General features: G+C 44.5%; 19 protein-coding genes. 14 read left to right on the forward strand and 5 right to left on the reverse strand.

Going from position 1 to position 23057, the window contains the following annotated elements; translation table 11 throughout:
* Positions 1-18: 18 nt before the first annotated feature.
* Together AACT52_RS00890 and AACT52_RS00895 are read left to right on the forward strand one after the other, a co-directional pair.
* The gene (locus tag AACT52_RS00890) at positions 19-600 is read left to right on the forward strand and encodes a filamentous hemagglutinin N-terminal domain-containing protein (protein WP_073626326.1); all 582 of its coding nucleotides are present in this window, start codon (positions 19-21) and stop codon (positions 598-600) included.
* On the forward strand, positions 554-760 hold the full coding sequence (locus AACT52_RS00895; RefSeq protein ID WP_143172686.1) for a hypothetical protein: 207 nt from the start codon (positions 554-556) through the stop codon (positions 758-760). Before AACT52_RS00890 ends, AACT52_RS00895 begins: the two co-directional genes overlap by 47 nt.
* A 155-nt stretch (positions 761-915) precedes the next feature.
* On the opposite strand, the gene AACT52_RS00900 is transcribed toward AACT52_RS00895, so the two are convergent.
* On the reverse strand, positions 916-2253 hold the full coding sequence (locus AACT52_RS00900; RefSeq protein WP_073626329.1) for an ABC transporter ATP-binding protein: 1338 nt from the start codon (positions 2251-2253) through the stop codon (positions 916-918).
* Positions 2254-2451: 198 nt separating this feature from the next.
* Here AACT52_RS00900 and AACT52_RS00905 point away from each other — a divergent pair, with 198 nt between their 5' ends.
* The 3 genes from AACT52_RS00905 (at position 2452) to AACT52_RS00915 (ending at position 6895) form a co-directional block, all read left to right on the forward strand.
* Positions 2452-3711, forward strand: a complete 1260-nt coding sequence (locus AACT52_RS00905) for an FAD-dependent oxidoreductase (RefSeq protein ID WP_073626331.1) — start codon at positions 2452-2454, stop codon at positions 3709-3711.
* 432 nt (positions 3712-4143) lie between these two features.
* Positions 4144-4728, forward strand: coding sequence for a single-stranded DNA-binding protein (locus AACT52_RS00910; RefSeq protein ID WP_073626332.1), 585 nt, complete (start codon positions 4144-4146; stop codon positions 4726-4728).
* A 280-nt stretch (positions 4729-5008) separates the two neighbouring features.
* Positions 5009-6895 carry an ABC transporter ATP-binding protein gene (locus AACT52_RS00915; protein ID WP_073626334.1) on the forward strand — a complete coding sequence of 629 codons (1887 nt, stop codon included), beginning with the start codon at positions 5009-5011 and terminating at the stop codon, positions 6893-6895.
* A gap of 311 nt (positions 6896-7206) precedes the next feature.
* Here AACT52_RS00915 and AACT52_RS00920 read toward each other — a convergent pair whose 3' ends face one another.
* Together AACT52_RS00920 and AACT52_RS00925 are read right to left on the reverse strand one after the other, a co-directional pair.
* Entirely contained in the window at positions 7207-7581 is a 375-nt protein-coding gene (locus AACT52_RS00920; protein WP_073626336.1) for a response regulator, read from the reverse strand.
* Positions 7582-7651: 70 nt separating this feature from the next.
* The gene (locus AACT52_RS00925) at positions 7652-8068 is read right to left on the reverse strand and encodes a hypothetical protein (RefSeq protein ID WP_073626338.1); all 417 of its coding nucleotides are present in this window, start codon (positions 8066-8068) and stop codon (positions 7652-7654) included.
* A 268-nt stretch (positions 8069-8336) separates the two neighbouring features.
* On the opposite strand from AACT52_RS00925, the gene AACT52_RS00930 reads away from it, so the two are divergent.
* The 5 genes from AACT52_RS00930 to AACT52_RS00950 all read left to right on the forward strand — a co-directional run bounded on the left by AACT52_RS00930 (position 8337) and on the right by AACT52_RS00950 (position 14263).
* Positions 8337-8717: a hypothetical protein gene (locus tag AACT52_RS00930; protein WP_073626340.1), complete on the forward strand. Its 381-nt coding sequence runs from the start codon at positions 8337-8339 to the stop codon at positions 8715-8717.
* Between the two features lie 174 nt (positions 8718-8891).
* Positions 8892-9266 carry a hypothetical protein gene (locus AACT52_RS00935; protein WP_073626342.1) on the forward strand — a complete coding sequence of 125 codons (375 nt, stop codon included), beginning with the start codon at positions 8892-8894 and terminating at the stop codon, positions 9264-9266.
* Positions 9267-9445: 179 nt separating this feature from the next.
* Positions 9446-10447: a chemotaxis protein CheB gene (locus AACT52_RS00940; protein ID WP_073626343.1), complete on the forward strand. Its 1002-nt coding sequence runs from the start codon at positions 9446-9448 to the stop codon at positions 10445-10447.
* A 354-nt stretch (positions 10448-10801) separates the two neighbouring features.
* A complete protein-coding gene (locus AACT52_RS00945) occupies positions 10802-12664 on the forward strand; it encodes a CheR family methyltransferase (RefSeq protein ID WP_073626345.1) in 1863 nt (620 codons plus the stop codon).
* 264 nt (positions 12665-12928) lie between these two features.
* On the forward strand, positions 12929-14263 hold the full coding sequence (locus AACT52_RS00950; protein WP_073626347.1) for a PAS domain-containing sensor histidine kinase: 1335 nt from the start codon (positions 12929-12931) through the stop codon (positions 14261-14263).
* A gap of 211 nt (positions 14264-14474) precedes the next feature.
* On the opposite strand, the gene rsmH is transcribed toward AACT52_RS00950, so the two are convergent.
* Positions 14475-15362, reverse strand: coding sequence for a 16S rRNA (cytosine(1402)-N(4))-methyltransferase RsmH (gene rsmH, locus AACT52_RS00955; RefSeq protein ID WP_073626349.1), 888 nt, complete (start codon positions 15360-15362; stop codon positions 14475-14477).
* Between the two features lie 147 nt (positions 15363-15509).
* Between rsmH and AACT52_RS00960 the strand changes: the two genes are divergently transcribed.
* The 4 genes from AACT52_RS00960 to AACT52_RS00975 all read left to right on the forward strand — a co-directional run bounded on the left by AACT52_RS00960 (position 15510) and on the right by AACT52_RS00975 (position 20778).
* On the forward strand, positions 15510-16694 hold the full coding sequence (locus AACT52_RS00960) for an NAD(P)H-quinone oxidoreductase subunit H (protein WP_073626351.1): 1185 nt from the start codon (positions 15510-15512) through the stop codon (positions 16692-16694).
* A 794-nt stretch (positions 16695-17488) separates the two neighbouring features.
* Positions 17489-18028: a GAF domain-containing protein gene (locus tag AACT52_RS00965; protein WP_073626353.1), complete on the forward strand. Its 540-nt coding sequence runs from the start codon at positions 17489-17491 to the stop codon at positions 18026-18028.
* 123 nt (positions 18029-18151) lie between these two features.
* The gene (locus tag AACT52_RS00970) at positions 18152-19372 is read left to right on the forward strand and encodes a class I SAM-dependent methyltransferase (protein ID WP_073626355.1); all 1221 of its coding nucleotides are present in this window, start codon (positions 18152-18154) and stop codon (positions 19370-19372) included.
* Between the two features lie 533 nt (positions 19373-19905).
* Positions 19906-20778 (forward strand): NAD(P)-dependent oxidoreductase, encoded by an 873-nt coding sequence (locus AACT52_RS00975; RefSeq protein WP_073626358.1) that lies wholly within the window; start codon positions 19906-19908, stop codon positions 20776-20778.
* Between the two features lie 413 nt (positions 20779-21191).
* On the opposite strand, the gene AACT52_RS00980 is transcribed toward AACT52_RS00975, so the two are convergent.
* On the reverse strand, positions 21192-22916 hold the full coding sequence (locus tag AACT52_RS00980; RefSeq protein ID WP_073626360.1) for an NACHT domain-containing protein: 1725 nt from the start codon (positions 22914-22916) through the stop codon (positions 21192-21194).
* Between the last annotated feature and the right edge of the window lie 141 nt (positions 22917-23057).

The raw sequence follows: 23057 nt of genomic DNA on the forward strand, positions 1-23057 counted from the left end.
GATTAACGGCTAACTCGGATGATTCCAACATGGTGTCGGCGATTAATAATAATAACTATAGGTTTTCCCAGGACTACATTTAATACTTGTAACCTAAAAGCATCAGCGCAAATAAACCCTGATAATTCTCTTGGTGTTGAACGCTCTCGTCTCAATTCCTCGGTCGAAAGAGATATTATTGAAGGTGGTGCAATTCCTGGTTCTAACCTATTTCACAGTTTTACTGATTTCAACGTTGGGACACAACAGCAAGTTTATTTTGCCAATGCCAGCGGAATTCAAAATATTATTAACAGAGTTACAGGGAAAAATTCCTCCCAAATTTTAGGAACTTTAGGTGTATTGGGTAATGCGAATTTATTTTTAATTAATTCAAATGGGATTATTTTTGGAGAAAATGCTCGTTTAGATGTGGGTGGTTCGTTTATAGCTTCCACAGCCAATAGTTTTATATTTGATAATGGTTTTAACTTCAGTACTACTAATCCCCAAGCACCACCATTACTCACAATTAATGTTCCTATAGGTTTGCAATTTAAAGGAGCAAACAACAGTGGAATTACTGTTAACCGTTACGACCAGTACTTTTGGTTCAGGTAGGAGTGGGACTATAGAAATTAATGCTGGTTTAATGCAAGTTAGGGGTAGTTCACCCGATGGAGGAATCACCGAAAGTACCATATCTGCATTCAATCGTGGGCTTTTGGGCAGAGGAGTGGGAGGAACTATCAACATCAATGCAGATAAGTTAATTGTCTGAGATGCAGGTAAAATTAGTTGCAAGTTTGCCTCAATATTATTACGATAACGCCAAAAAGCAAAAGTGCTATGAGCTTGATTCCACTAGGTAATGAACTGAGCAACTATAAAAGTATAGAGGTATGGTGTAGGAAAGCACTACACCGTAGTTCCCAATTATGGAAATATCGCTTGCTCAGTTTCTGGGTCAAAAAAGTGAATTTTCTCTAGTGTTAAAGATAACCAGAGTTGTTCGCCGACACGCACAGAACGCTCTGAAGGAACTCGCACTTGCACTTCGTTTGCCCCAAAAGCAGATTTTTGAAAAGCTGGTTCGAGAAGTCGTGTGGAGAGATATGTGTCATTTCCGAGATTCTCTACTAATTCTACTTGCACTGGTAGATTTTTATTTGCAGCTACGCTCAATATCAAGTGTTCCGGGCGAATACCTAAAATGAGAGTTTGCCCATCGTATTTTTGCAAAGCACTTGCCCAAACTTCTGGCAAGGTGAGGCGAAAATCACCATTGGTAATTAACTGGGGAGCATGGAACTGCACAGAGATAAAATTCATGGGTGGTGAACCAATGAATTCAGCCACAAAGCGATTTGCTGGACGATTGTAAAGTTCCAACGGCGGTGCAACTTGTTGCAGCTGACCTTGATTAAGGATAGCAATGCGATCGCCCATCGTCATGGCTTCGGTTTGATCATGAGTTACATAAATTGTCGTCACACCCAAGGAACGTTGTAGTTTGACAATTTGGGCGCGGGTTTCTGCACGGAGTTTGGCATCTAAATTAGAAAGCGGTTCATCCATTAAAAATACTTGGGGACTACGTGCGATCGCTCTTCCCAATGCGACTCTTTGCCTTTGTCCACCAGACAGTTGCTTGGGTAAGCGATTTAACAGCGCTTCAATTTGCAACAGTTGGGCAACAGTACGCACTCGCTCATGCACCGCCCGTTCTCTATCAGAAATATACCTTAGTCCCTTGGGAAGCGATCGCGTTACTCCCACCAACAAGTTTTCTGCCCAATTACGAAGATGGGATGAGGAGGATGAGGAGGATGAGGAGGATGAGGAGGGTTTTAGTCCGTCATCTTCCCCGCCTCCTAGGGAACGGCGTCGCAATCCAAAAGCTATGTTGTCATACACTGTCATGTGGGGATACAAAGCGTAATTTTGAAACACCATCGCGATGTCTCGTTCCTTGGGGGGTAGGTCATTAATGAGGCGATCGCTTACCCAAATATTGCCTCCTGTCATCGCTTCCAACCCAGCAATTAACCGCAGCAGGGTGCTTTTTCCACAACCGGAAGGTCCCACCAGCACCATAAATTCCCCATCTGCTACCGTTAGGTTAATCCGCCGTAAAACATTGACGCTTTCCCCACGGTGAACAATATCGCCTTGCTTCCCAGATGTGAGAGACGGTTGTGGTTGCGATGCAACACCTTCCCCTTTACGAGGGGGAAAACTTTTATAAACGTTTTCTAAAATAACTTGCGCCACGAGAATTTAAGATAACTGTATATAGTCATTAGTCATTAGTCATTAGTTATGAATCATAAAGACAAAACACTAACGACAGATAATAGAGGTTTAGCGCCCATGATACACGCTTCAAGAGAATACGAAAAGTAAAAAAAAGTAGCATTTGCCATAAAAAGCTAACTACTGTGGAATTATGAATACTCGGGTGTTATTTTTATGGCTACCCATCACACCTCACATTCTTCCCAAGAGACACAAACCTCTGCCCATGACATTCTAGACGTACAAACGACAAATTGTTGCATTGTCGGTGGTGGTCCTGCAGGGGTTATCCTTTCTCTGTTGCTGGCGCGTCAAGGTATCTCCCTAATGCTTTTAGAAGCACATAAAGATTTTGACCGCGACTTTCGAGGTGACACAATTCATCCCTCGGTCATGGAAATCATGGAAGAACTGGGCTTAGCTGAACGCTTGCTGCAACTTCCCCACTCCAAAATGCGCAGCATTAGCATTCAGACTCCTGAAGCTAGCCTGACTCTCGCTGACTTCAGTCGCCTCAAGACTCGCTACCCCTACATTACAATGCTTCCCCAAGCGAGATTTTTGGAGTTTATCATCGCCGAAGCTCAAAAGTATCCAAATTTTCAGCTTGTGCTGGGTGCGAATGTACAGGAGTTGATTGAAGAGGATGGGATAGTTCAAGGTGTGCGCTATCGAGGACATGGAGGTTGGCACGAAGTTCGGGCAATTCTCACAGTCGCTGCAGACGGACGCCATTCACGTCTGCGTCAACTGTCTGGCTTTGAACCTATCCAAACCTCAGCACCGATGGATGTTCTTTGGTTCCGCCTACCCAGGAAACCGCAAGACCCTGCAGGCGGAATGGGACGCATTGGACGTGGTCATATCGTAGCAATGCTTGAACGTGGTGATGAATGGCAAATCGCCTACGTCATTCCCAAAGGCGGTTACCAGCAAATTCGCGCTGCTGGTATGGAAGCACTCCGACAATCTATTGTTGAAGTTGTACCGGATTTGCAAGACCGTATAGAACACTTGCACGATTGGTCGCAGATAGCTTTCCTATCTGTGGAGTCCAGCCGCCTCAAGCGTTGGTATCGTCTTGGGCTGTTGCTTATTGGTGACGCCGCCCATGTCATGTCCCCTGTTGGTGGAGTTGGCATTAACTATGCAATTCAAGATGCTGTCGTCGCTGCCAATGTTCTCAGTAAACCACTTCAACAGGGAAGTGTACAATTACACCATTTAGCCAAAGTACAACGCCAACGCGAGTTACCGACACGCGTTATCCAGGCATTTCAGTCTTTGGTGCAGCAGCGGATATTTGCCCGTGTTCTTAACTCACAACAGCAATTTCAACCACCAGCTTTTTTACAGCTGCCCTTTTTGCGTGACTTACCAGCACGATTAGTTGCTTTTGGCATTTCACCAGCTCATGTCAAGACTAATTCGTAATTTGTAATATCTCGTCCGGAGACCCTAAGCGTGCCTCGCGGAGCGAGGAGCTTACGCGCTTGGTGCAGCTTGTCCGCAGGACTTACGATGATTGTGTTGGTAATTAATTAAGAATTGTTTTGTGGTACAATTATACTAATCAAGTGTCAAGTTCAATGCTTTTTCCAGTCAGGTGAAGGTTGTGAGCAGGGTAGCGACCTCTGTTCGCCACAATCGCTTGGCTTTTATGCTAAAAGTGACTAAAAACTGAGAGCAGAACAGAGCTTTTTTCAAGAAAATTGTAAATAAAGCTCGATATTTTAATTTATCTAGCTCTACAACCACTCATGCAAATTTCCTCATCCACCCTTTCCTATATACGATCACTCAGCAAGGGAGCTGCATTTTTTCCTATCACTTAGTATTTTACCTTTATAAGGAGGATTTGATTGAATGAATAGTTGCATATTGTTGGCGGAAATTATCCAAGAGCCACAACTTCGTTTTACAGCTGATAACTTGGAAGTGACTGAAATGCTGGTGCAGTTTTCCTCTCCACGAGAGGGAGAACCACCAGGAACCTTAAAAGTGGTAGGGTGGGGGAACTTGGCAAAAGAAATTCAGCAAAACTATCACCAAGGCGATCGCGTCTTACTGGAAGGACGTTTAAGTATGAATACCATCGAACGTCCAGAAGGTTTCAAAGAAAAACGTGCTGAATTGACAGTGCAAAAGATTCACTCTTTGGGAACAGCGATTAATACCAGTTCATCAGCATCGGTTGTGCAAACGCAATCAACAACCGACACTTCCTTGCGCCGGGAACCGTCCTCACCAATGCCGTCCCCTGTGGCGTCTCCTGCAAAAGCAACTCCCACTTACGAGTCACCTCTTCCCACGCCTACTCCAGCAACAAACAGCGTTGGCGTTCTTCCTCAAGATGACATAGAGGAACAACGTAAAAGTAAAAATTTTGAGCGCAGCACGTATCCAGTAACGCCAACTGCAGAACCCGATCCGGACGACATTCCGTTTTAGGGACTTCCAAATAAAAAAATATCCCAAATTTTCTTGTGGGATGGGTGTCCCCACCCGTCCTTTGTATCCAGGGCGGGCGGGGACGCCCACCCCACTGTTAGGGATAATTTATTTCTTGGAAATCCCCTATTCCTTGGAAGTCCCTTAGCAAGCTCGAACACTAAAGGTGTAACAATAAAACACAATTATCGTCAAAAATTACACCAGATCAATAAAAAATATCAAAGTCGCTGTTAAAATCCAAATAATTTATAAGTCACGATTTAAACCCCCAACTTCTATGAAAGAAACTATTCTAGACGTTCGCAATTTACAAGTTGAATATTCCGGTGACACCAAAATTGTCAAAGCTGTAGATGGGATTTCCTTTGAACTTAATCGAGGAGAAACTCTAGGAATAGTCGGGGAGTCGGGAAGCGGAAAATCAGTAACATCCCTAGCTGTGATGGGATTGATACAGAATCCTGGTAGGGTGAGTGGCGGTGAAATTTGGTTTCGTCCTCAGGACAATAGCGCACCTATTAATTTATTGGAGTTGCCTAGCGAGCAAATACAGATCCACAGAGGCGGCGACATCGCGATGATTTTTCAAGAACCGATGAGTTCGCTCAATCCAGTTTACACAATTGGGTTTCAGATCACTGAAGCGATTTTGCGACACCAGAATGTTTCAGCATCGGAAGCACGACGAATTGCGATCGCCGGACTGCAAGAGGTAAAACTGCTCCCCAGCGATGAAGCCCTCAGGCAACAGTATCTTGAGACTTGGAAACACACTTCTTTTGGTTCATCAACTCCAAACGAGCAAAAGATAGCGCAGTTGGTTAAAGAACACAAAGAAGCAATCCTAGAACGCTATCCGCATCAACTTTCTGGCGGACAGTTGCAGCGGGTGATGATCGCAATGGCAATTTCGTGCAACCCCTTGGTTTTGATTGCAGATGAACCAACCACAGCATTGGATGTGACGGTACAAGCAACAATCTTGGAGTTGCTGCGAGAATTGCAACAGCGCCGGGAAATGGCAATGATTTTCATCACCCACGACTTAGGACTCATTTCAGAAATTGCCGACAAAGTTGCGGTGATGTACAGAGGCAAAATAGTCGAATACAATTCGGCAGATCAAATTTTTGCGAATCCTCAACATCCATACACAAAAGGCTTGGTTGCTTGTCGCCCCACACTCAACCGCCGCCCACATAAACTACTAACAGTTTCCGATTATATGAATGTGGAGGAAACGCCTGCGGGAGATTTGCTGATTCAGGCGAAACAACCTGAACAACCCGTGGAAGTGACGACGCAAGAGATTAATCAAAGATTGGCAAGCTTAGAACAGCAGCAACCTTTGTTGCAAGTCACGGAACTTAAAGTTGGATTCCCTGTCAAGGGTGCTTTTGGTGGCACAAAACGCTATTTTATGGCAGTGAATAACGTTTCCTTTGATGTCAAAAAGGGAGAAACGCTGGGATTGGTGGGAGAATCGGGCTGCGGCAAAACGACCCTTGGCAGAACCTTAATACGATTAATCGAACCAATGGGCGGTCAAATCCTGTTTGAGGGACAAGACATTACCACCCTCAAAGGCAAACCGTTGCAACAGTTGCGGCGAGAAATGCAAATTATTTTCCAAAATCCATTTAGCGCCCTTGATCCACGCTTCAAGGTTGGGGAAGCAATTATGGAACCATTGGTCATTCACTCGATTGGTAAGACAAAGCAACAACGGCGAGAACGTGTTGCTTACCTCCTAGAACGGGTGGGATTGACTGCAGATGCTATGAATCGCTATCCTCATCAGTTTTCTGGTGGGCAACGTCAGCGGATTTGTATTGCCCGTTCTTTGGCATTAAATCCCAAGTTCATAATCTGCGATGAATCGGTTTCCGCGCTGGATGTGTCGGTGCAAGCACAGGTGCTAAATCTACTTAAAGAATTGCAAGATGAATTTGGGTTAACTTATATCTTTATTTCCCACGATTTGAGTGTCGTGAAATTTATGAGCGATCGCATTTTGGTGATGAATCGTGGTGAAATCGTCGAACAAGGCACAGCGGAGAGTATCTACCGTGAACCTAAAGAGGAATACACGCAGAAGCTGATTGCCTCAATTCCTACTGGAAGCCCCGAACGCGTGCGACAACGGCAAGTCCGGGCATCGTAATCGTTCTAGTAGTGGTTCTTCGATAATAATTAAAGGTATGTAGTAAGCTCTTTAGCCCTAAAGCGCTTACTACGAGCTAGTTTCCAATATTTACTTTTCTTTACATAGTTTGATTTTTTCTAGCCTACTTACTTAGTAGGATGGGAACCGCGATAGCGTAACCCATGCTGAGCAAGGGATTAATGCGTTACGGCTGCGCCTAACACATCCTACGTTTGATTATGTCCGCTGACTTAGTACCTGAGGCAAATCTCCCGTGAACCTCGAAGCCCCACCCGAAAACTCTGCCAAGGTGGAGTAGTTTCTTAGTCTTAGCTTAAAATTTCGCTAATTTTTGTCAGTAATAAATCAAAGTCGATGGGCTTACGGATAAAACCATTTGCGCCTTTTATTAATCCTTCTGCCACATTCACCTCGTCATAAGCTGTAATCAGCAAAATGGGAATGAAGGGTAGTTTGTCATTTTGGCGGATACTTTCGGTGAGTTCATACCCGCTCATGTCTGGCATCATGACATCTAGCAGCAATAAATCAGGTGGAGAATCCTCAATCATAGCTAAGGCTAAACAACCATTTAAAGCAGTCTCAATCTCATATCCCTCGACTTCTAAAACTGTTTGAAGTAAAAGTAAATTATCGGCGACATCATCTACAACTAGAATTCGGCGAGGTTTGGAAAACAGCATAAAACGAAAATCATTACTGTTGAGTGATGTTTATTCACGCTCATCATTTTATTATGAACAAATGATTGAGTCACCAAAGCAAAGTTGGTCGGATTCCCTGTTTTACTGGGCTGTCATTCCATCCGGCCAAACATTTCAAATCTACACGAGTTATGCACTTTTTCGGGTCAAGAAATGGGCAGGTAAATATTTCTACCTCAATGATACCTGTGGAATCTCGAAAAACCGCCCATTGCTGACAATTCGCCTGAATTTCGTCTTTAATCTGTTGTCCTAAATGCTCGTAGTAAACAATCACACTCACCCACCTAGAACAACCTTGTTCCATGACTTCCATCTCCGACTCCAGTAACATAGCCTGAATCTTCGCATTCTCAAACAGGCTGACAAACTCCTCTAACACATACTGCTTTAATAAAGTAGTAGTCCTCTTTTTACCTACCTTTAATTGGAGTTTGAGCCCATCATTAGAGTCAGAGTTAAGCATAGTTTTGTACTTAGTTAAGTTTGAATCAGGAAGACGAAAGCAAAAAACGTAGGTGCTTGTCCAGAAAACTTGTTACGACTGTCCAATCTTGCATACAAGCTAGGTTTGTTTATCAGTGATCGTTGAACTCAGTACTCGCGCTCAACCTGTGAAGCAGTAAACGCAATGTTTTTTGATTACTAATAATCTTTAGCTTACACTTAACTTGTACAAGTTTTCTAAACTTGTACAAGTTCATGATGATGCATACATTTGTACAGGTTAACCTATGTTAGATAGTCCCCCACGTGGTAAGCGAGGTCCAGCTCCTTCATGGAAGCTTGGCAGAACTCGGGCTATTAGGGTACCAATTATCTTAGCTGATGCTTTACTCAGTTTGGCTAGGCAAATAGATAATGGTGAAGTGAGTCTAGCTGATGCCTTCCCAACAAAGTCGGATAAACAGGTTCCCGACGTTTTGGTTGCTCAATGCGAGGATGAAAAAGACATTCAAGACGAACAAACTCAAAAACAGCATACTTTAGGTATTAAGCGTGCTGAGGCTGAAGCTATCTATGCCAAAGCTCAGCTTAACTTTGTTAAAACTCAAGCTCTCTTTGTTTACGCTCAAAAGAATCTATTTAGGAACAATCGCAAACCGGAGAAATAGCGCAAAGGAGTTGAGTACGAATCGTAATTTGTACCTACCATTTTAGACATTGCCACGCGCCAACGCTTCACTAGTATAAACGGAGTTTTTGATAAAACCTAAGTTAGATCAAGGGCAATGCTTCGATTTCTAAAACATAAATCTTGATAATTTAAGAAATACAAAAGAAAAGTTATGCATAGAGTTTCTGACAAGAGCGCCCAAGCGGCACAACAACATGCAGTGCTGGCGAAAAAACATGGTTTAATAGTCGAGAGGTGTGGTAAAAGTTTACAAAAACGCAACGACCAGTCGCTACAGGAATGCGGTCATTTTCTTGAAGAGTACGGAACCCTGATACAGTATTACGCACAACAATCTTACTACTATGCACAGTTATTGCATTCGCAGGATGATGCCCAGTCACTCTATTTATATCAACAGGCTGTAGAAGCGCACGTCAATGCAACACAAGTCCATATTCAAGCAGTCAATGCATACACAGACGAAGTCGAAAAAGTCCTGAAGACAATTGACCGAAAAAGAACTCCGCAGCTAGGAACTCGGTAGGCAGAATGTTGAGGAACCCAAGCTGAGTTCTTCTTAACTGCACCACAAACGTTTGTAGCTTACTTAACTTGGGATAAATCTACTTCAAGCTAGGCGAGCAAGTTTCGCTATTTTGCTAGCCTGATATTTAGCACAGTGAGGTTTTTGCTCCGCTGCAATTAGTGAGGAATCATAACAAAATGCCCGGACACGATATTATCGTTGTCGGAGCATCGGCTGGCGGAGTTGAAGCGCTGACTTATCTAGTTAAGCATTTACCACCAGACTTAAATGCTGCGATACTTATTGTCCTTCACGTTCCATCTGACGGCACGAGTGTTTTGCCGCAGATTCTCGAACGCGCGGGAAACTTACCAGTGTCCCACGCCAAGGATAACGAAGCAATCCGTCCGGGACGGATTTACGTTGCCCCGCCTGATTACCACCTATTGGTGAAACCAGGATATATCCAGTTAACGCGCGGTCCAAGAGAAAACAGCCATCGCCCAGCCATCGATCCGCTGTTTCGCACTGCTGCACGAGCCTACGGGCGGCGAGTTGTCGGCGTAGTGCTAACGGGTGTGCTTGACGACGGCACGGCGGGACTCAAGGCGGTAAAAATGCGGGATGGTGTGGCGGTTGTGCAGCACCCCGATGATGCGATGTATTCTGGAATGCCACGCAGTGCGATCGCCAACGTAGATGACATTGACTATATCCTGCCACTGTCAGAAATTCCAGATGCCTTGGTAGTTCTTGCCAACACGCCTGTACCAGCAGAACCAGAAAAACCTGTTTCTCAGGAGATAGAAATTGAATCTGAACTGGCGGAAATGAATATAACAGTTTTAAACAAGGACGAGCGACCTGGTAAACCATCCCCTTTCGCTTGTCCTGACTGCGGTGGTACTCTCTGGGATCTTTCGGAAGGAGATTTGTTACGGTTCCGGTGTCGCACTGGTCACGCTTTGTCGGCAGAAACTTTGCTGGCTAAGCAGTCTGATGCCTTGGAAGATGCGCTGTGGATTGCCCTAAGGGCACTTGAGGAAAAATCATCTTTATCACGTCGTATGGCTGGGCGAATGCGCGATCGCAACCAAAGTCTGTCAGCTAAACGATTAGAACAGCAGGCTCACGATGCTCAAGAGCAAGCTGCCCTGATCCGGGATGTCCTTTTAAAGGGCAATAATCAGTCAAAGTAGAGGCGAATATTGCTCAAGCGCCTGAGGACATCGAACTGGCTCTTGAGGAATAACTACTACATAACCAAGAAAAGAACTCCGCAGGTAGGAACTCACTCGTCAGCTTGGGATGAACGCTAAAAAGGATACAAATTCCTCAAACAAGTTAAAAGTTAAAAATTCTATCATGTCCGGTGGAATAATTATTATTACAGCGGTTTTCAAGTAAATAAAGCACTCTGTAGGGGCACGGCAATGCCGTGCCCCTAGAAAAATCTGTGGTTCAATCAGCTGAAAATAGCTGTAAGGATTCTTAAAGATAAGCTCCAAAAATTAGAGGAAAATCTAAAACTCAAAAGAATATAATCACAAAATATGAGTAGTACAGAACTAAATCCCGATTTAGAGAACCTTTTAGAATATATAAAACGTAACCGTGGTTTTGATTTTAGCGGCTACAAGCGGACAAGCTTAACCCGCCGGATTCACAAACGTATGCAGTCCGTTCGTGTTCAAAGCTACAGCGATTATCTCGACTACTTGGAAGTCCATCCGGACGAGTTTGTTGATCTGTTCAACACGATTCTGATCAACGTCACAACCTTCTTTCGAGATCCACAGGCTTGGGAGTACATAGCTAGTGAGATTATTCCTCAAATCATTGCAAGCAAGCAGCCAACCACACCAGTGCGCGTCTGGAGTGCAGGATGTGCTTCTGGAGAAGAAAGTTACACCATAGCGATATTACTGGCTGAAGCGCTAGGCATCGAAGAATACACAGCACGGGTGAAAGTCTTTGCCACCGATGTAGATGTGGATGCTATCAACTACGCTCGCCAAGCACATTACAACTCTAAGCAAGTGGAGAACGTTCCCCCACATCTCGTGGACAAGTACTTTGAGCGAGTCAATGGTCGCTACCTCGTGCAAAAAGAACTGCGGCGCGGTGTGATCTTCGGTCGTCATGACTTAGTGCAGGATGCACCTATCTCAAAGATTGACTTGCTCATCTGCCGCAACACTATCATGTATTTTAATACCGAAACCCAAGCCAAAATTCTTGCTCGCTTTCACTTTGCCCTAAATAATAACGGCTTTCTGTTTTTGGGTAAAGCAGAAATGTTGTTTAGCCGCAATCACTCCTATACAACAGTGGATTTGCGGGAAAGGGTGTTCACCAAACTGGGTCATGGCAGTATGCGCGATCTGCTACTGAACATTGCTCACTCTAAGAGTCAACAAGTTACGCCAGAGATGATTGACAAACTCAGCATTTATGAAGCTGGCTTCGAGGTTGATCCGCTTGCCCAGATCGTAGTAGATAGCAACAGCATAGTCATTTTAGCCAACGCGGAAGCCCGAAATTTGTTTAATCTCAATTTGAAAGACATTGGTCGCCCTTTACAAGATTTAGAACTTTCCTACCGACCGGTAGATCTGCGATCGCCCATTGACCAAGTTCGCAGCAATCATCGCATTATCACTTTAAAAGAGGTTGAATGGTCAATCGCGGAGCGCGAAATCAGATATCTCGACGTGCAGTTCACGCCACTGTTGGATGAGAATATTGATGAACTGATTGGTATAAAAATAATATTCATCGACGTAACCCGATTTAAACAGCTACAGCACGATCTGGTTCATGCAAACCAAGAACTAGAAACAGCATATGAGGAACTCCAGTCCACCAACGAAGAACTAGAAACCACTAACGAAGAACTTCAGTCCACAGTCGAGGAATTAGAAACCACCAACGAAGAACTTCAGTCCACCAACGAAGAACTAGAAACAATGAACGAAGAACTGCAATCCACAAACGAGGAATTGCAGACAATAAACGAAGAACTGCGTCAGCGCAGCGACGAACTCAACCAAGCCAACAGCTTTTTAGAGTCGATACTCACGAGTCTCCGTGTCGGAGTGGTGGTTCTCAATCCCGACTTGCAAATCCTCATCTGGAACCGTAAAGCCGAAGATATGTGGGGTTTGCGCTTTGATGAAGTTTTTTCCAAACAGTTCATAAGCTTGGATATCAATTTGCCCATACAGCCACTGCTCCAGCCACTGCGAGCAATTATTAGTGGGGAATCACAAAATTATGAAGTGGTACTGAACGCAATAAACCGCCGGGGTAGGGCGATCGCATGCCAAGTGATTTGTACACCGCTATATAGCAACGACTTAGACATCAAAGGAGTGATTTTAGTGATGGAACAACAGCAACAGCAACAGCAATAGTCGGCTTTGTTGCCTCGGACATAATTTGACTTTAAGCAAACAAGGGTTCCCAATCCCCAATCCCTAATCCCTAATCCCCAGTCCCTTTCACCCCAACGACAGACTCCTAGTTGCCAGCTTTAATTCGTTGGATAGAGAAAAGTGATCCAGAGGAATAGTCAACAGTCATTAGAGTTATTATTAGATTTCTAACCAGCTAGATAGATTCTAGTTATTGGCACGACAAGTATCGTGATTGGTGGAGGAGACAACAAGAGGTGCGCAGTGAATCTGGACAAGTTTGGTCAGCAAATTGAAGAAGTGCTCCACCGCAGCCAATTGTTAGAAGATTGCGTGAGCACATCACCTAGGCAGCATGAACATTTGCTAGCGCAAGCTTTCGAGGAACTTCGCACCGCCTTAGAAGAATTGCGCGTGGCTGAGGAAGAATTGCGCCAGCAGAATGAGCAGTTAGTTGTTGCTCGGCAAGAAATAGAAGTAGAACGGTTGCGCTACCAAGAATTGTTTGAGTTTGCCCCCGATGGCTATCTTGTCACAGATACCTACGGCAAGATTTTGGAAGCTAACCGCGCTGCTGCAACTGTGCTGAACATATCAAAAAATTATTTGATAGGCAAAACGTTGAGCAGCTTTGTCCCTGAGGAAGAACGTTATGCCTTTCGTAGCCAACTCACACGCCTGCACGATATAGAGCAAATACAAGAGTGGGAAATCCGCTTGCAACCGCGAAGAGGTCATATCTTTGACGCCAGTTTAAATGTCACCACTATCAAGGATAAACAAGGTCAGCCTCTAGGCTGGCGTTGGTTGGTGCGCGACATTACTGCTCGCAAGCAAGCAGAGGCAAAACTGCAAGCGATTCAACTCCAGAATATGCAGCTGCAAGAAGTTGCACGGATAAGAACCCAAATCATGTCAGTTCTATCCCACGAGTTGCGGACACCGATGAATTCAATTCTCGGGTTTTCCCAGTTACTATTGCGCCGCTACTACCATCTGTTCCCCCCAGAAATCAGAGATATGGTAGAACGGATTATCAAAAGTGGTAAACACCTGCTCACGCTCATTGAGAGTATATTAGACTTCTCCAGGCTAGAGTCAGATAAGCTAGAACTTAAATTACAAGAGCTTAACTTAGTCGAGCTAGTGACAGCAACCACAGAGGAACTCCGTTTGCTTGCCGAACAGAAAAACTTAGCCTTGGTTGTCCACTCAAATCTCGAAAACCCGAGAATTGTCAACGACAGCGTTCGCGTGCAGCAAGTGCTGGTGAACCTAATTTCCAACGCTATTAAGTTTACAGAAACTGGTGGCGTATTTGTGGAAGTGCAGCAACTCAATCCCAACCGAGTCGTGTTGATGGTCAAAGATACAGGCATTGGCATCCCAGAATCCGAGTTAACAAATATTTTCCAGGAATTTTGGCAAGTCGATAGATCTACGACACGCAAGCAGGGCGGCGTTGGTTTGGGGCTGGCGATTGTAGAGAAATTGGTACGCTTAATGAAGGGAACAATCACCGTCAGTAGTAACTTGGGTCAAGGTTCAACCTTCCGCGTAGAGTTGCCACGCCAAATTTGTCCAGGACTTACGCACTGAAAACCCGAAACCTCGATCCCCCCTAGCCCACGCCAGTCCGCTCAACGGGGGGAACCCCCAAAACAAGGCTGGCTCCCCTTAAAAAGGGGGGAATCTTAAAAGCCCCCTTTTTAAGGGGGTTGGGGGATCTCTTCTGCGTAAGTCGGATTGTCATTACTCATTAGTCATTAGTTCTCCTTCATTCCCTCACTCCCTCATCTCCCTCACTCCCTCACTCCCTTCTCTCGGCTATCCTCAACTTCGCAGAACGAGCGCGGGGATTGTTGACAATTTCCTCTTCTTGTGCTTCTATCGGTTTTTTCGTTAAAACCTGCAACAAAGGCGAATCTTTAAAAGTATGCTTGACTATACGGTCTTCCAGGCTGTGAAAACTGATGATCGCAATTCTGCCACCTGGTACAAGCGCGTTTGGTGCTTTGCTCAAGAAAGTTTCTAGCGATTTTAACTCGTCGTTGACCACAATTCGTAACGCTTGAAAAACACGCGTGGCAGGGTGAATTCTCCCGTAACGATACTTAGGGGGGACACAGGAGGCGATCGCAACAGCTAATTGTGTCGTCGTATGAAACGGACGTTGTTCTACAATACGTCTGGCAATGCGTCGGGATAATCGTTCCTCACCGTATTTAAAGAAAATTTCTGCTAACTGAACCTCATCCCAGGAATTTATCACATCAGCAGCCGTGAGAGGTTGTCGCCTGTCCATCCGCATATCCAAACTTGCTTCCCGACGAAAACTAAAACCTCGTTCCGGGGTATCCAAATGGTGTGAGCTAACTCCTAAATCGCAGATTATACCATCAAAAGTACTCAATGGAAACTTATAGGCAGCAAAGTTGCTATAAATAAATTTTACCCGTTCCCCAAAGGTCGCTAATACCTTTTGCGCAGCTTCTAAAGCGTCCTCATCCTGGTCAATAGCCGTTACCCGAGTATCTGGTGCAGCTTCCAAAATCAAACGACTGTGACCGCCACCGCCTACCGTTGCATCCAAGTAATGCCCACCGGGACGCACAGCCAAACCCTCAATAACCTCTCGACTCAAAACAGGCACATGAAAAAATTCCTGTGCCTCCATTCCCTGCATCTCAAGCTCCATATAATAATTGAATAAGTGCAATAAAACGAAACATCAACTCAAAGCCATCAACTGTCACCCTCTCTCCAACTTACCGCTTAGTTCGCTGTCTGTTGCGTCTGCGTAGTTCGATTTTAAAATTTTCCAAGACCGGAGAACACTCTTTTTATGGCAAGATTAGAAACCCGCACCGAACCCATGGTGCTGAACATGGGTCCTCACCACCCCTCAATGCACGGGGTGATGAGATTAATTGTCACTCTTGATGGCGAGGACGTCGTTGATTGTGAACCAGTCATCGGCTACTTGCACCGGGGAATGGAAAAAATTGCGGAGAACCGCACTAACATCATGTACGTCCCCTACGTGAGTCGGTGGGACTACGCGGCGGGAATGTTCAACGAAGCCGTGACTGTAAATGCCCCAGAAAAACTGGCAAACATTCCCGTCCCCAAACGCGCCAGTTACATCCGCGTCATCATGCTAGAGTTGAACCGCATCGCCAACCACTTACTCTGGTTTGGTCCGTTCTTAGCTGACGTGGGCGCTCAAACTCCCTTTTTCTACCAATTCCGTGAACGGGAGATGATTTACGACCTGTGGGAAGCCGCTACAGGGTACCGGATGGTTAACCACAACTACTTCCGTATTGGTGGGGTAGCGGTTGACTTACCGTATGGTTGGATTGACAAGTGCTTAGACTTCTGCGACTACTTATTACCCAAAATAGACGAGTACGAGCGCTTAGTGACCGACAACCCCATCTTCCGCCGTCGTGTTGAAGGTGTTGGCACCGTCACCCGTGAAGAAGCGATTAACTGGGGACTTTCTGGTCCAATGTTACGCGCCTCTGGTGTGAAGTGGGATTTGCGGAAAGTTGACCACTACGAATGCTACGACGATTTCGACTGGGACGTGCATTGGGAAACCGCTGGCGACTGCTTCGCCCGTTATGTAGTGCGGATGCGAGAAATGCGCGAATCCGTAAAAATCATCAGACAAGCTATCAAAGGACTTCCCGGTGGTCCTTACGAGAACTTGGAAGCCAAGCGTTTAGCAGCTGGTAAAAAATCAGAGTGGGATGGTCCTGATTATCAGTACGTTAGCAAAAAAATTGCTCCCACCTTTAAGATTCCCAAAGGCGAAATCTATGCCCGTGTAGAAAGTGGCAAAGGTGAACTGGGAATTTATCTGATTGGTGATGATAACGTCTTCCCCGCACGATGGAAGATTCGCGCTGCCGATTTCAATAATGTCCAAATTGTGCCTCATTTACTAAAAGGTGTGAAGGTGGCGGATATTGTCGTCATTTTGGGTAGTGTTGACATCATCATGGGTTCGGTAGATAGATAACACAATTGGGTTCCCAGGCAAGCCGCCTGGGAATGATAATCTGGGTGTTCTGCTGTGTAGAACACAGGTTAGCTGTAGGGGCACGAAGCTTTGCTCATAAGTGTCAACTTAAGCCAAAACGTTTCTAAAATCTCGTTTCGGTGGTTCCACCTGGAAATGCCCTTGAAGCGGCTAGTAACGCTCTTAACGCAGGCAGAGCCTCCCAGTAGGCATTCGCAGCCTGAGGCTGGGAACGAGGCAATAACTGATAACTGGTAACTGGTAACTGTTAAAAAGGGCGCTTTCACCTTAAGTTGACACGTATGGGGCTTCGCACCCTGACTTATAAAAGTGTAATATTTTTGGCTTATTTTTTTGGCTTTAAGTAATATGAAGGGTCTGGCAAATCTCTCTTTTCAAAATTCACATTTTGCTCAAACATTAAAAAAGTCTTAGAGGATGTCTGAAAAGATTGGATAAGGTATATTTTGTCATTCTGAGCGTAACGAAGTGGAGCGAAGAATCCCTATTCACCGTGAATTTGTGAGATGCTTCACTGCGCTGTCGCTCCGTTCAGCATGACATTTTTGACTTCTCAGACATCCTCTTAATTTTCAATATTTCCTAACCTGCAAAATTTGTAGGGAGAATTTATGTTTTTTTACTTTTTCTTTGTCATTAGCCAAAATCGTTAATTAGCATTGTATTGAGTGAGCATAAAATTGATGATTTTAATTCAGCAGGGATTTTGATAAAGGTAGGATAAGTTACTATATAAATTCCAAGAACCTTTACTGAGTCATCATTTCAAACCTGTGCAAATTCATTCGGATCAAGAATTTGACCCTAACTCAAAGAAGCTTGTTGAGCAGGGTTTACAAAAAGTACTCAACCGCCTTGTTAGCACAATCGAACGGGATGCGCTAGTACGACAAACAACTAATCAACTTAGAGAGATGCTGCAAGTTGATCGCGTAGTTTTGTATTACTTTTACAGTCATTGGGAAGGGCAGGTAACATTTGAATCTCTAAGTTCTGATGAATTCTCAATTATTGGTTCAACTGGACCAGATGATTGTTTTAATAATGAATATGCCGCTTTATATTTGGCAGGAAGGATAAGAGCGATCGCCGATATAGAATTAGAACCAATCCAAGCTTGTCACCGAGATTTTCTCCGCAATTTGCGAGTTCGTGCCAACTTGGTTGCACCAGTAGTGATCCCTCGGGGATTATGGGGGTTACTAGTGGCTCATCACTGCCAAGCACCTCGACAATGGACGTCATCAGATATTGAAATAATACAACAAGGGGCAAAAACTCTGGCAACAGCCGCTTGCATCGAAAACAGTTAATTATGAATTGTCTTGCTTACCTTGATTGATAATCGCAACTTGAATCATTGAGTTTGTTGCCTGCAAAATTTTCTAATAAACTCAACCTACCATTGCTATGACCGATAGTAACTCCACAGTGTTATGAATTCTAATTCGGCTTTGTCTGAAATAATAACAGACCACATCGTCACTAGTCCCCAAAAGCGAATAACTTTCGCCGAATTTATGGACATGGCACTATATCACCCTGAACTTGGTTACTATTCCACAAGGGCGGTGAACTTGGGAAAGCAGGGAGATTTTTTCACTTCTATTCACCTTGGCGCTGACTTTGGCGAATTGCTGGCGGTGCAATTTGTCCAAATGTGGGAGATTTTAGGGCGACCTGTACCGTTTTCTATGGTAGAAATGGGAGCAGGTCAAGGACTTTTGGCTTTAGATATTCTTAAGTACATCCAGCAGCAGTACCCGGATTTTTTCAATGCTCTAGATTATGTCATTGTAGAAAAGTCCCCAGTCTTAAGGCAAGAACAACAGCAACGTTTGCAAGAATTTTCTGTGCGCTGGTTCAATTTAGAGGAGATACCAAGTCACTCTATCACTGGCTGCTTTTTTTCCAACGAGTTGGTCGATGCTTTGCCTGTGCATCAATTTGTTCTGGAACAGGGGAAACTGTGGGAGATTTATGTCACAACTAGGCAGAACCTCACCCCCAACCCCTCTCCGCAAGCAGAGAGGGGAGTGAGGTCACATCAAAATATTGAGTTTGTAGAAATCTCAGGTACGCCCTCCACATCCAAGCTTGTGGAATACTTTGATTTGGTAGGAGTAAATATTAGTGATTTCCCTGAAAATTATCGTAGCGAAGTTAACTTAGCTGCTTTGGATTGGTTGAGTATGGTGGCAGACCGATTGCAGCGTGGATACCTGTTAACTATTGATTATGGTTACATTGCTAACCGTTACTACAATCCCAGGCGATCGCAAGGTACGCTACAGTGTTATTATCACCATCAACGTCATAATGACCCATATATTAATATAGGGCAACAAGATATCACAGCACATGTTGACTTTACCGCTTTGGAACGATGGGGTGAGCGGTGTGGATTAGATAAAGTTGGTTTTACCGAGCAAGCATTGTTTTTGATGGCTTTGGGGTTGGGAGAACGAATCGCCGCCCTATCGTATACACAACAACCCATCTCACAGTTGCTGCGCCGCCGGGATGTTCTACATCAGCTTTTAGATCCTTTGGGATTAGGTGGGTTTGGTGTCTTAGTTCAGCGCAAAGGACTGACAACTCAAGAAGCTGCACAAGCTTTGAAAGGACTCAGCGTGCCAGAACAAATGAAAATGTGAAAAATAAAGCGCTATTAACAGTGTGTGAGTGATTGTTGATCTACCATAGCAGTGATTACATTGGAAATAATAATTTCAAAAGGGTAATAATTATGACTCCTCATGACCTTTTCATGTTAGTAGTGCTACTTGTTCCGGGAATTCTACTTTCGGTGCTGATTATGGTGACTTTTGCGGCTGGAGGTTAGGGAAAGAATGAAGAGTGAAGAGAGAAGAATCAAGAAAGAAAATGACCAAAAAAGAACTCAGAACACAGTTGTCAGAACTCAGCAATTTTTTAGAAACACAGGTTGATATCCTTACAATTGTGTACAACTGGGTTCTGAGTAGAGGTTACAAGCCCCTAATTTTAATTAGGCTGACAAGAAAAATGCTTTCTTAAATCCTCCGGATAGAGTCTGTGGGGACGAAGGTGTGTTCTGCGTTCTGCGTTCTGTGTTCTTCTTAATCTTGTTTCTTCTCTCGGTGCTTAGTTTTAAAGCATGAAAATTAAACCATTGAAAAGCGATCGCAAACCCAACGGAAGGTGAAAAATGAAGGTGGCATTTCTGGGGACTGGATTGATGGGACTGCCAATGGCGCAAAGGTTGTTAGAGGCAAATGTAGAAGTTATTGCTTATAACCGCACCCCAGAAAAATTAGAACCACTCAAAGCAGCTGGTGCGGAAGTCGTAACACGCCCCTACCAAGCAATTAGTGCTGCTGAGTGTAGCATTCTCATGCTAAGTAACGCTGCAGCTATATATAGTGTTTTGCTTTCGGACAGGTCTTGGCAATCTGTCGCCGGCCGCAGCATCATTCAAATGGGGACAATTACTCCCACAGAAAGTAAAGAAATCAGAGATGCAGTGGTTGCTGCTGGTGGCGAGTATATAGAAGCACCTGTTTTGGGGAGCACTCCAGAAGTCAAAGATGGCAAACTGATTGTGATGGTAGGCGCACACCAAGAACAATATCAACGCCACCTAGAATTATTCCAACATTTTAGTCCAGAACCTCTACTTGTAGGTCCTGTAGGAACTGCGGCGGCGCTGAAACTGGCGTTAAACCAACTGATTGCTTCCATGACAACAGCTTTTGCCCTGAGTGTTGGTTTTGCCCAGCGTCAAGGTGTGAGCGTAGATCTGTTCATGTACATTCTGCGCCAGAGTGCGCTTTACGCACCGACTTTCGACAAAAAGTTACAGCGGATGCTTGATAGCAATTATGCTAATCCCAACTTTTCGACAAAACACTTGATGAAAGATATAGATTTGTTTATCGATGAGGCAAAATCTACAAGTTTAAATCTCAGTGGGGTTGAGGGTGTGCGCGACATTATAGACACGGCAATGAAAATGTCATTGTCTGATGCGGATTACTCATCAATATTTTCTGCGATTAATTCATCAACTGACGGCGCTTGAGCCTGTCTTTAGCAGTAGCAAGGCGTCCGAAATCAACTGTCGCACTTGGTGAGTGACCGAAATTAATGGGATACAAGCCCCGTCCTTCGTTTGACGGCTTTGTGGTAAAATATACTTGGAGTTAACAATCCCCCTCTAGGCTCAAGACGCGTTGAAACAGCTACGATGAGAGCAGGCGTAGAGAAAAACCAACGGGCAATGGTAGTAAACATAAATCCACCCCAGAGGAAAAAGTCACGCATTCAATGGTTTGTAGTCGGTTAGTCGCGGAAGGGCATTCCGAGACTTAAAACGGACGTGGAGAGAGTGTAAGACCTGGTTCCAGGCTGTTCTCATTGAAGCGTCAACCCCATTCAGCGATCAGTTTTCCTGCTTGTAGTAGGTTGCTGACGTGGTGAGGAATCACCGTACTTTTAGGGCGGTGAGGATGTCAAGTAACAATCACTGTTGAGGCAATCAATCAGCAACTTTTTAGCCTCCTCATACTGCTTTTCATCGCTTGCCAGAGTGTCGAGTTGGCGTTTCATCAACTGCAATAAATCGTCTGCATTTGGCAACATCTCCACTGCTAGCAAAAAGACTTCTCGCCAGCGTTTTTCAGCCATATGGCGGACAAGGTTTTGCAAAGCTTCTTGAGCTTGATGAGGTGGGCTAGAAACAATTTTTTTGGCAGCAAAGTATTCTTGAAAGATGATATGGGAAAAGGAGTAAATGCCTCTTGCCCGCTCAACCAGTAAACCATGCTGAGCTTCAATAGACTTGAAAATATCTTCGCTGTCAACTTGAAGTGTTTCTAAAAAGGTGCTACCCTCAGGGAATGTATGGATAGAATGGGAAATCCGTGGCTCAATGGCGAATTGCTTGAAAAAATACTCGCCACGTTCAAAGGTAGTCCAAGCAATTTGGCTTAGCAAGTCTTCTTTATCCTGCCGGGATTGTTTGTAAACCTGATTTCGCTTAATACCGCGTTTAGCATCCCATTTTCTCAGTAATAAATCCAGCCCTTCTTCATAAAGCTGACAACAACTTGCTGCAAAATCTGTTTCCTCAAACACCAGACACAAAAGACTCAACAGTAAGGGATTAGTAGCTAATTCTTTGAGTGATTGATGTTCTTGCAGCTTTTGCACAAAGCGTTGTGCTTTTACCGAACCTTCACCCTGAAAGCATTTTGCGGCAAAGCTAGCAATTTGTTGGTCATCAAAATCAGCAACTTCCACTTCGGTGAATTGTTCAAAAGTATATTCCTGTGCTGCAATTCGGCAGGTTATCACTATAGAATTGGCAAAAAACCGCGTTGAAATAACACGAATTTCCTGCAACACTCGCTGAAGGTTGGCTTGTCTGACTTCATCCAAACCATCGAGTAAAAGTATCACTCGCCCTTGACTCAGCAGTGTTTGAACTGCTTGGGGTTCAACAACTCCACATTCCTCAAATTGTGCTGTGATGTAGTCCAACAAGCTTGGTTGTCCGCTAGCCTCAGCAAATTCCTTGAGGCTGATAAAAATTGGGAGGCGTTCGCCTCGAAATTGACCCAAGTTACACTGAATTGCTAGCCATTTCAAAAACGTGGTTTTGCCGGAACCTGGTTTTCCCCAAATCATCAGCTTGTCGTAGCGTTCTACTGCTTCGAGTGCTGTCACCCGCTTTTGGTAAATGTTGCTTAAGTCAAAACGCTCACAGTTCTGCTGCTGACAACAATCATGCAATTGAGCAATGGAAAGCCGCCTACGTCCAGTCACTCGCTCCAAAACGTTGACATGAGTGTAAATGCCGTCCAACCTAATCGGCTGCTCTTGATCTAGCAGTCGGACTACACCACAACGCCTTGCAATACTGTTATGAATTTTTTCTCGTGCAGTTTTTACCAGACTTTCTATCTCAGAAGTACTTGCTGCATCATCTGCTGGGAGTGAGGAGACACTCGCAATCTCATCCCATTCCAGTCCTAACTTTTCGCAGATTGTGACAAAAATGTAGCGGTCAACTGCTTTCCCTTGGAAAAACTTGCTCACTGGCTGACGGCTAATACTCAGTTCCTCTGCCAACGCCTGTTGCGTTAATGAATTACGGATCAGCGCAGCCTGTGCTTTTTTCATTCCTTCAGGAGATGCCTGAAGCGATCGCCTGCTCATTATACTCCATCATAAATATTTTGATAGTGATATAAGCTATTCTACCAATCAAAAAATTGTAAATCATGCATAATTCATGCACAAGTCATTCATTACTCTTACCCTAACTCATTCAGGAACATACAATACTGGAGTTGTAGT

This window comes from Scytonema sp. HK-05, from assembly GCF_963872035.1.
Classification (GTDB): Bacteria; Cyanobacteriota; Cyanobacteriia; order Cyanobacteriales; family Nostocaceae; genus Kalymmatonema.

Bases quoted from the DNA above. Each gene is read 5' to 3' on its own strand.
- AACT52_RS00980 (WP_073626360.1), bottom strand. From the start codon at position 22,916: ATGAGCAGGCGATCGCTTCAGGCATCTCCTGAAGGAATGAAAAAAGCA.
- AACT52_RS00960 (WP_073626351.1), top strand. From the start codon at position 15,510: ATGGCAAGATTAGAAACCCGCACCGAACCCATGGTGCTGAACATGGGT.
- AACT52_RS00915 (WP_073626334.1), top strand. From the start codon at position 5,009: ATGAAAGAAACTATTCTAGACGTTCGCAATTTACAAGTTGAATATTCC.
- AACT52_RS00925 (WP_073626338.1), bottom strand. From the start codon at position 8,068: ATGCTTAACTCTGACTCTAATGATGGGCTCAAACTCCAATTAAAGGTA.
- AACT52_RS00970 (WP_073626355.1), top strand. From the start codon at position 18,152: ATGAATTCTAATTCGGCTTTGTCTGAAATAATAACAGACCACATCGTC.
- AACT52_RS00910 (WP_073626332.1), top strand. From the start codon at position 4,144: ATGAATAGTTGCATATTGTTGGCGGAAATTATCCAAGAGCCACAACTT.
- rsmH (WP_073626349.1), bottom strand. From the start codon at position 15,362: ATGGAGCTTGAGATGCAGGGAATGGAGGCACAGGAATTTTTTCATGTG.
- AACT52_RS00930 (WP_073626340.1), top strand. From the start codon at position 8,337: ATGTTAGATAGTCCCCCACGTGGTAAGCGAGGTCCAGCTCCTTCATGG.
- AACT52_RS00890 (WP_073626326.1), top strand. From the start codon at position 19: ATGATTCCAACATGGTGTCGGCGATTAATAATAATAACTATAGGTTTT.
- AACT52_RS00935 (WP_073626342.1), top strand. From the start codon at position 8,892: ATGCATAGAGTTTCTGACAAGAGCGCCCAAGCGGCACAACAACATGCA.
- AACT52_RS00905 (WP_073626331.1), top strand. From the start codon at position 2,452: ATGGCTACCCATCACACCTCACATTCTTCCCAAGAGACACAAACCTCT.
- AACT52_RS00920 (WP_073626336.1), bottom strand. From the start codon at position 7,581: ATGCTGTTTTCCAAACCTCGCCGAATTCTAGTTGTAGATGATGTCGCC.
- AACT52_RS00940 (WP_073626343.1), top strand. From the start codon at position 9,446: ATGCCCGGACACGATATTATCGTTGTCGGAGCATCGGCTGGCGGAGTT.
- AACT52_RS00945 (WP_073626345.1), top strand. From the start codon at position 10,802: ATGAGTAGTACAGAACTAAATCCCGATTTAGAGAACCTTTTAGAATAT.
- AACT52_RS00975 (WP_073626358.1), top strand. From the start codon at position 19,906: ATGAAGGTGGCATTTCTGGGGACTGGATTGATGGGACTGCCAATGGCG.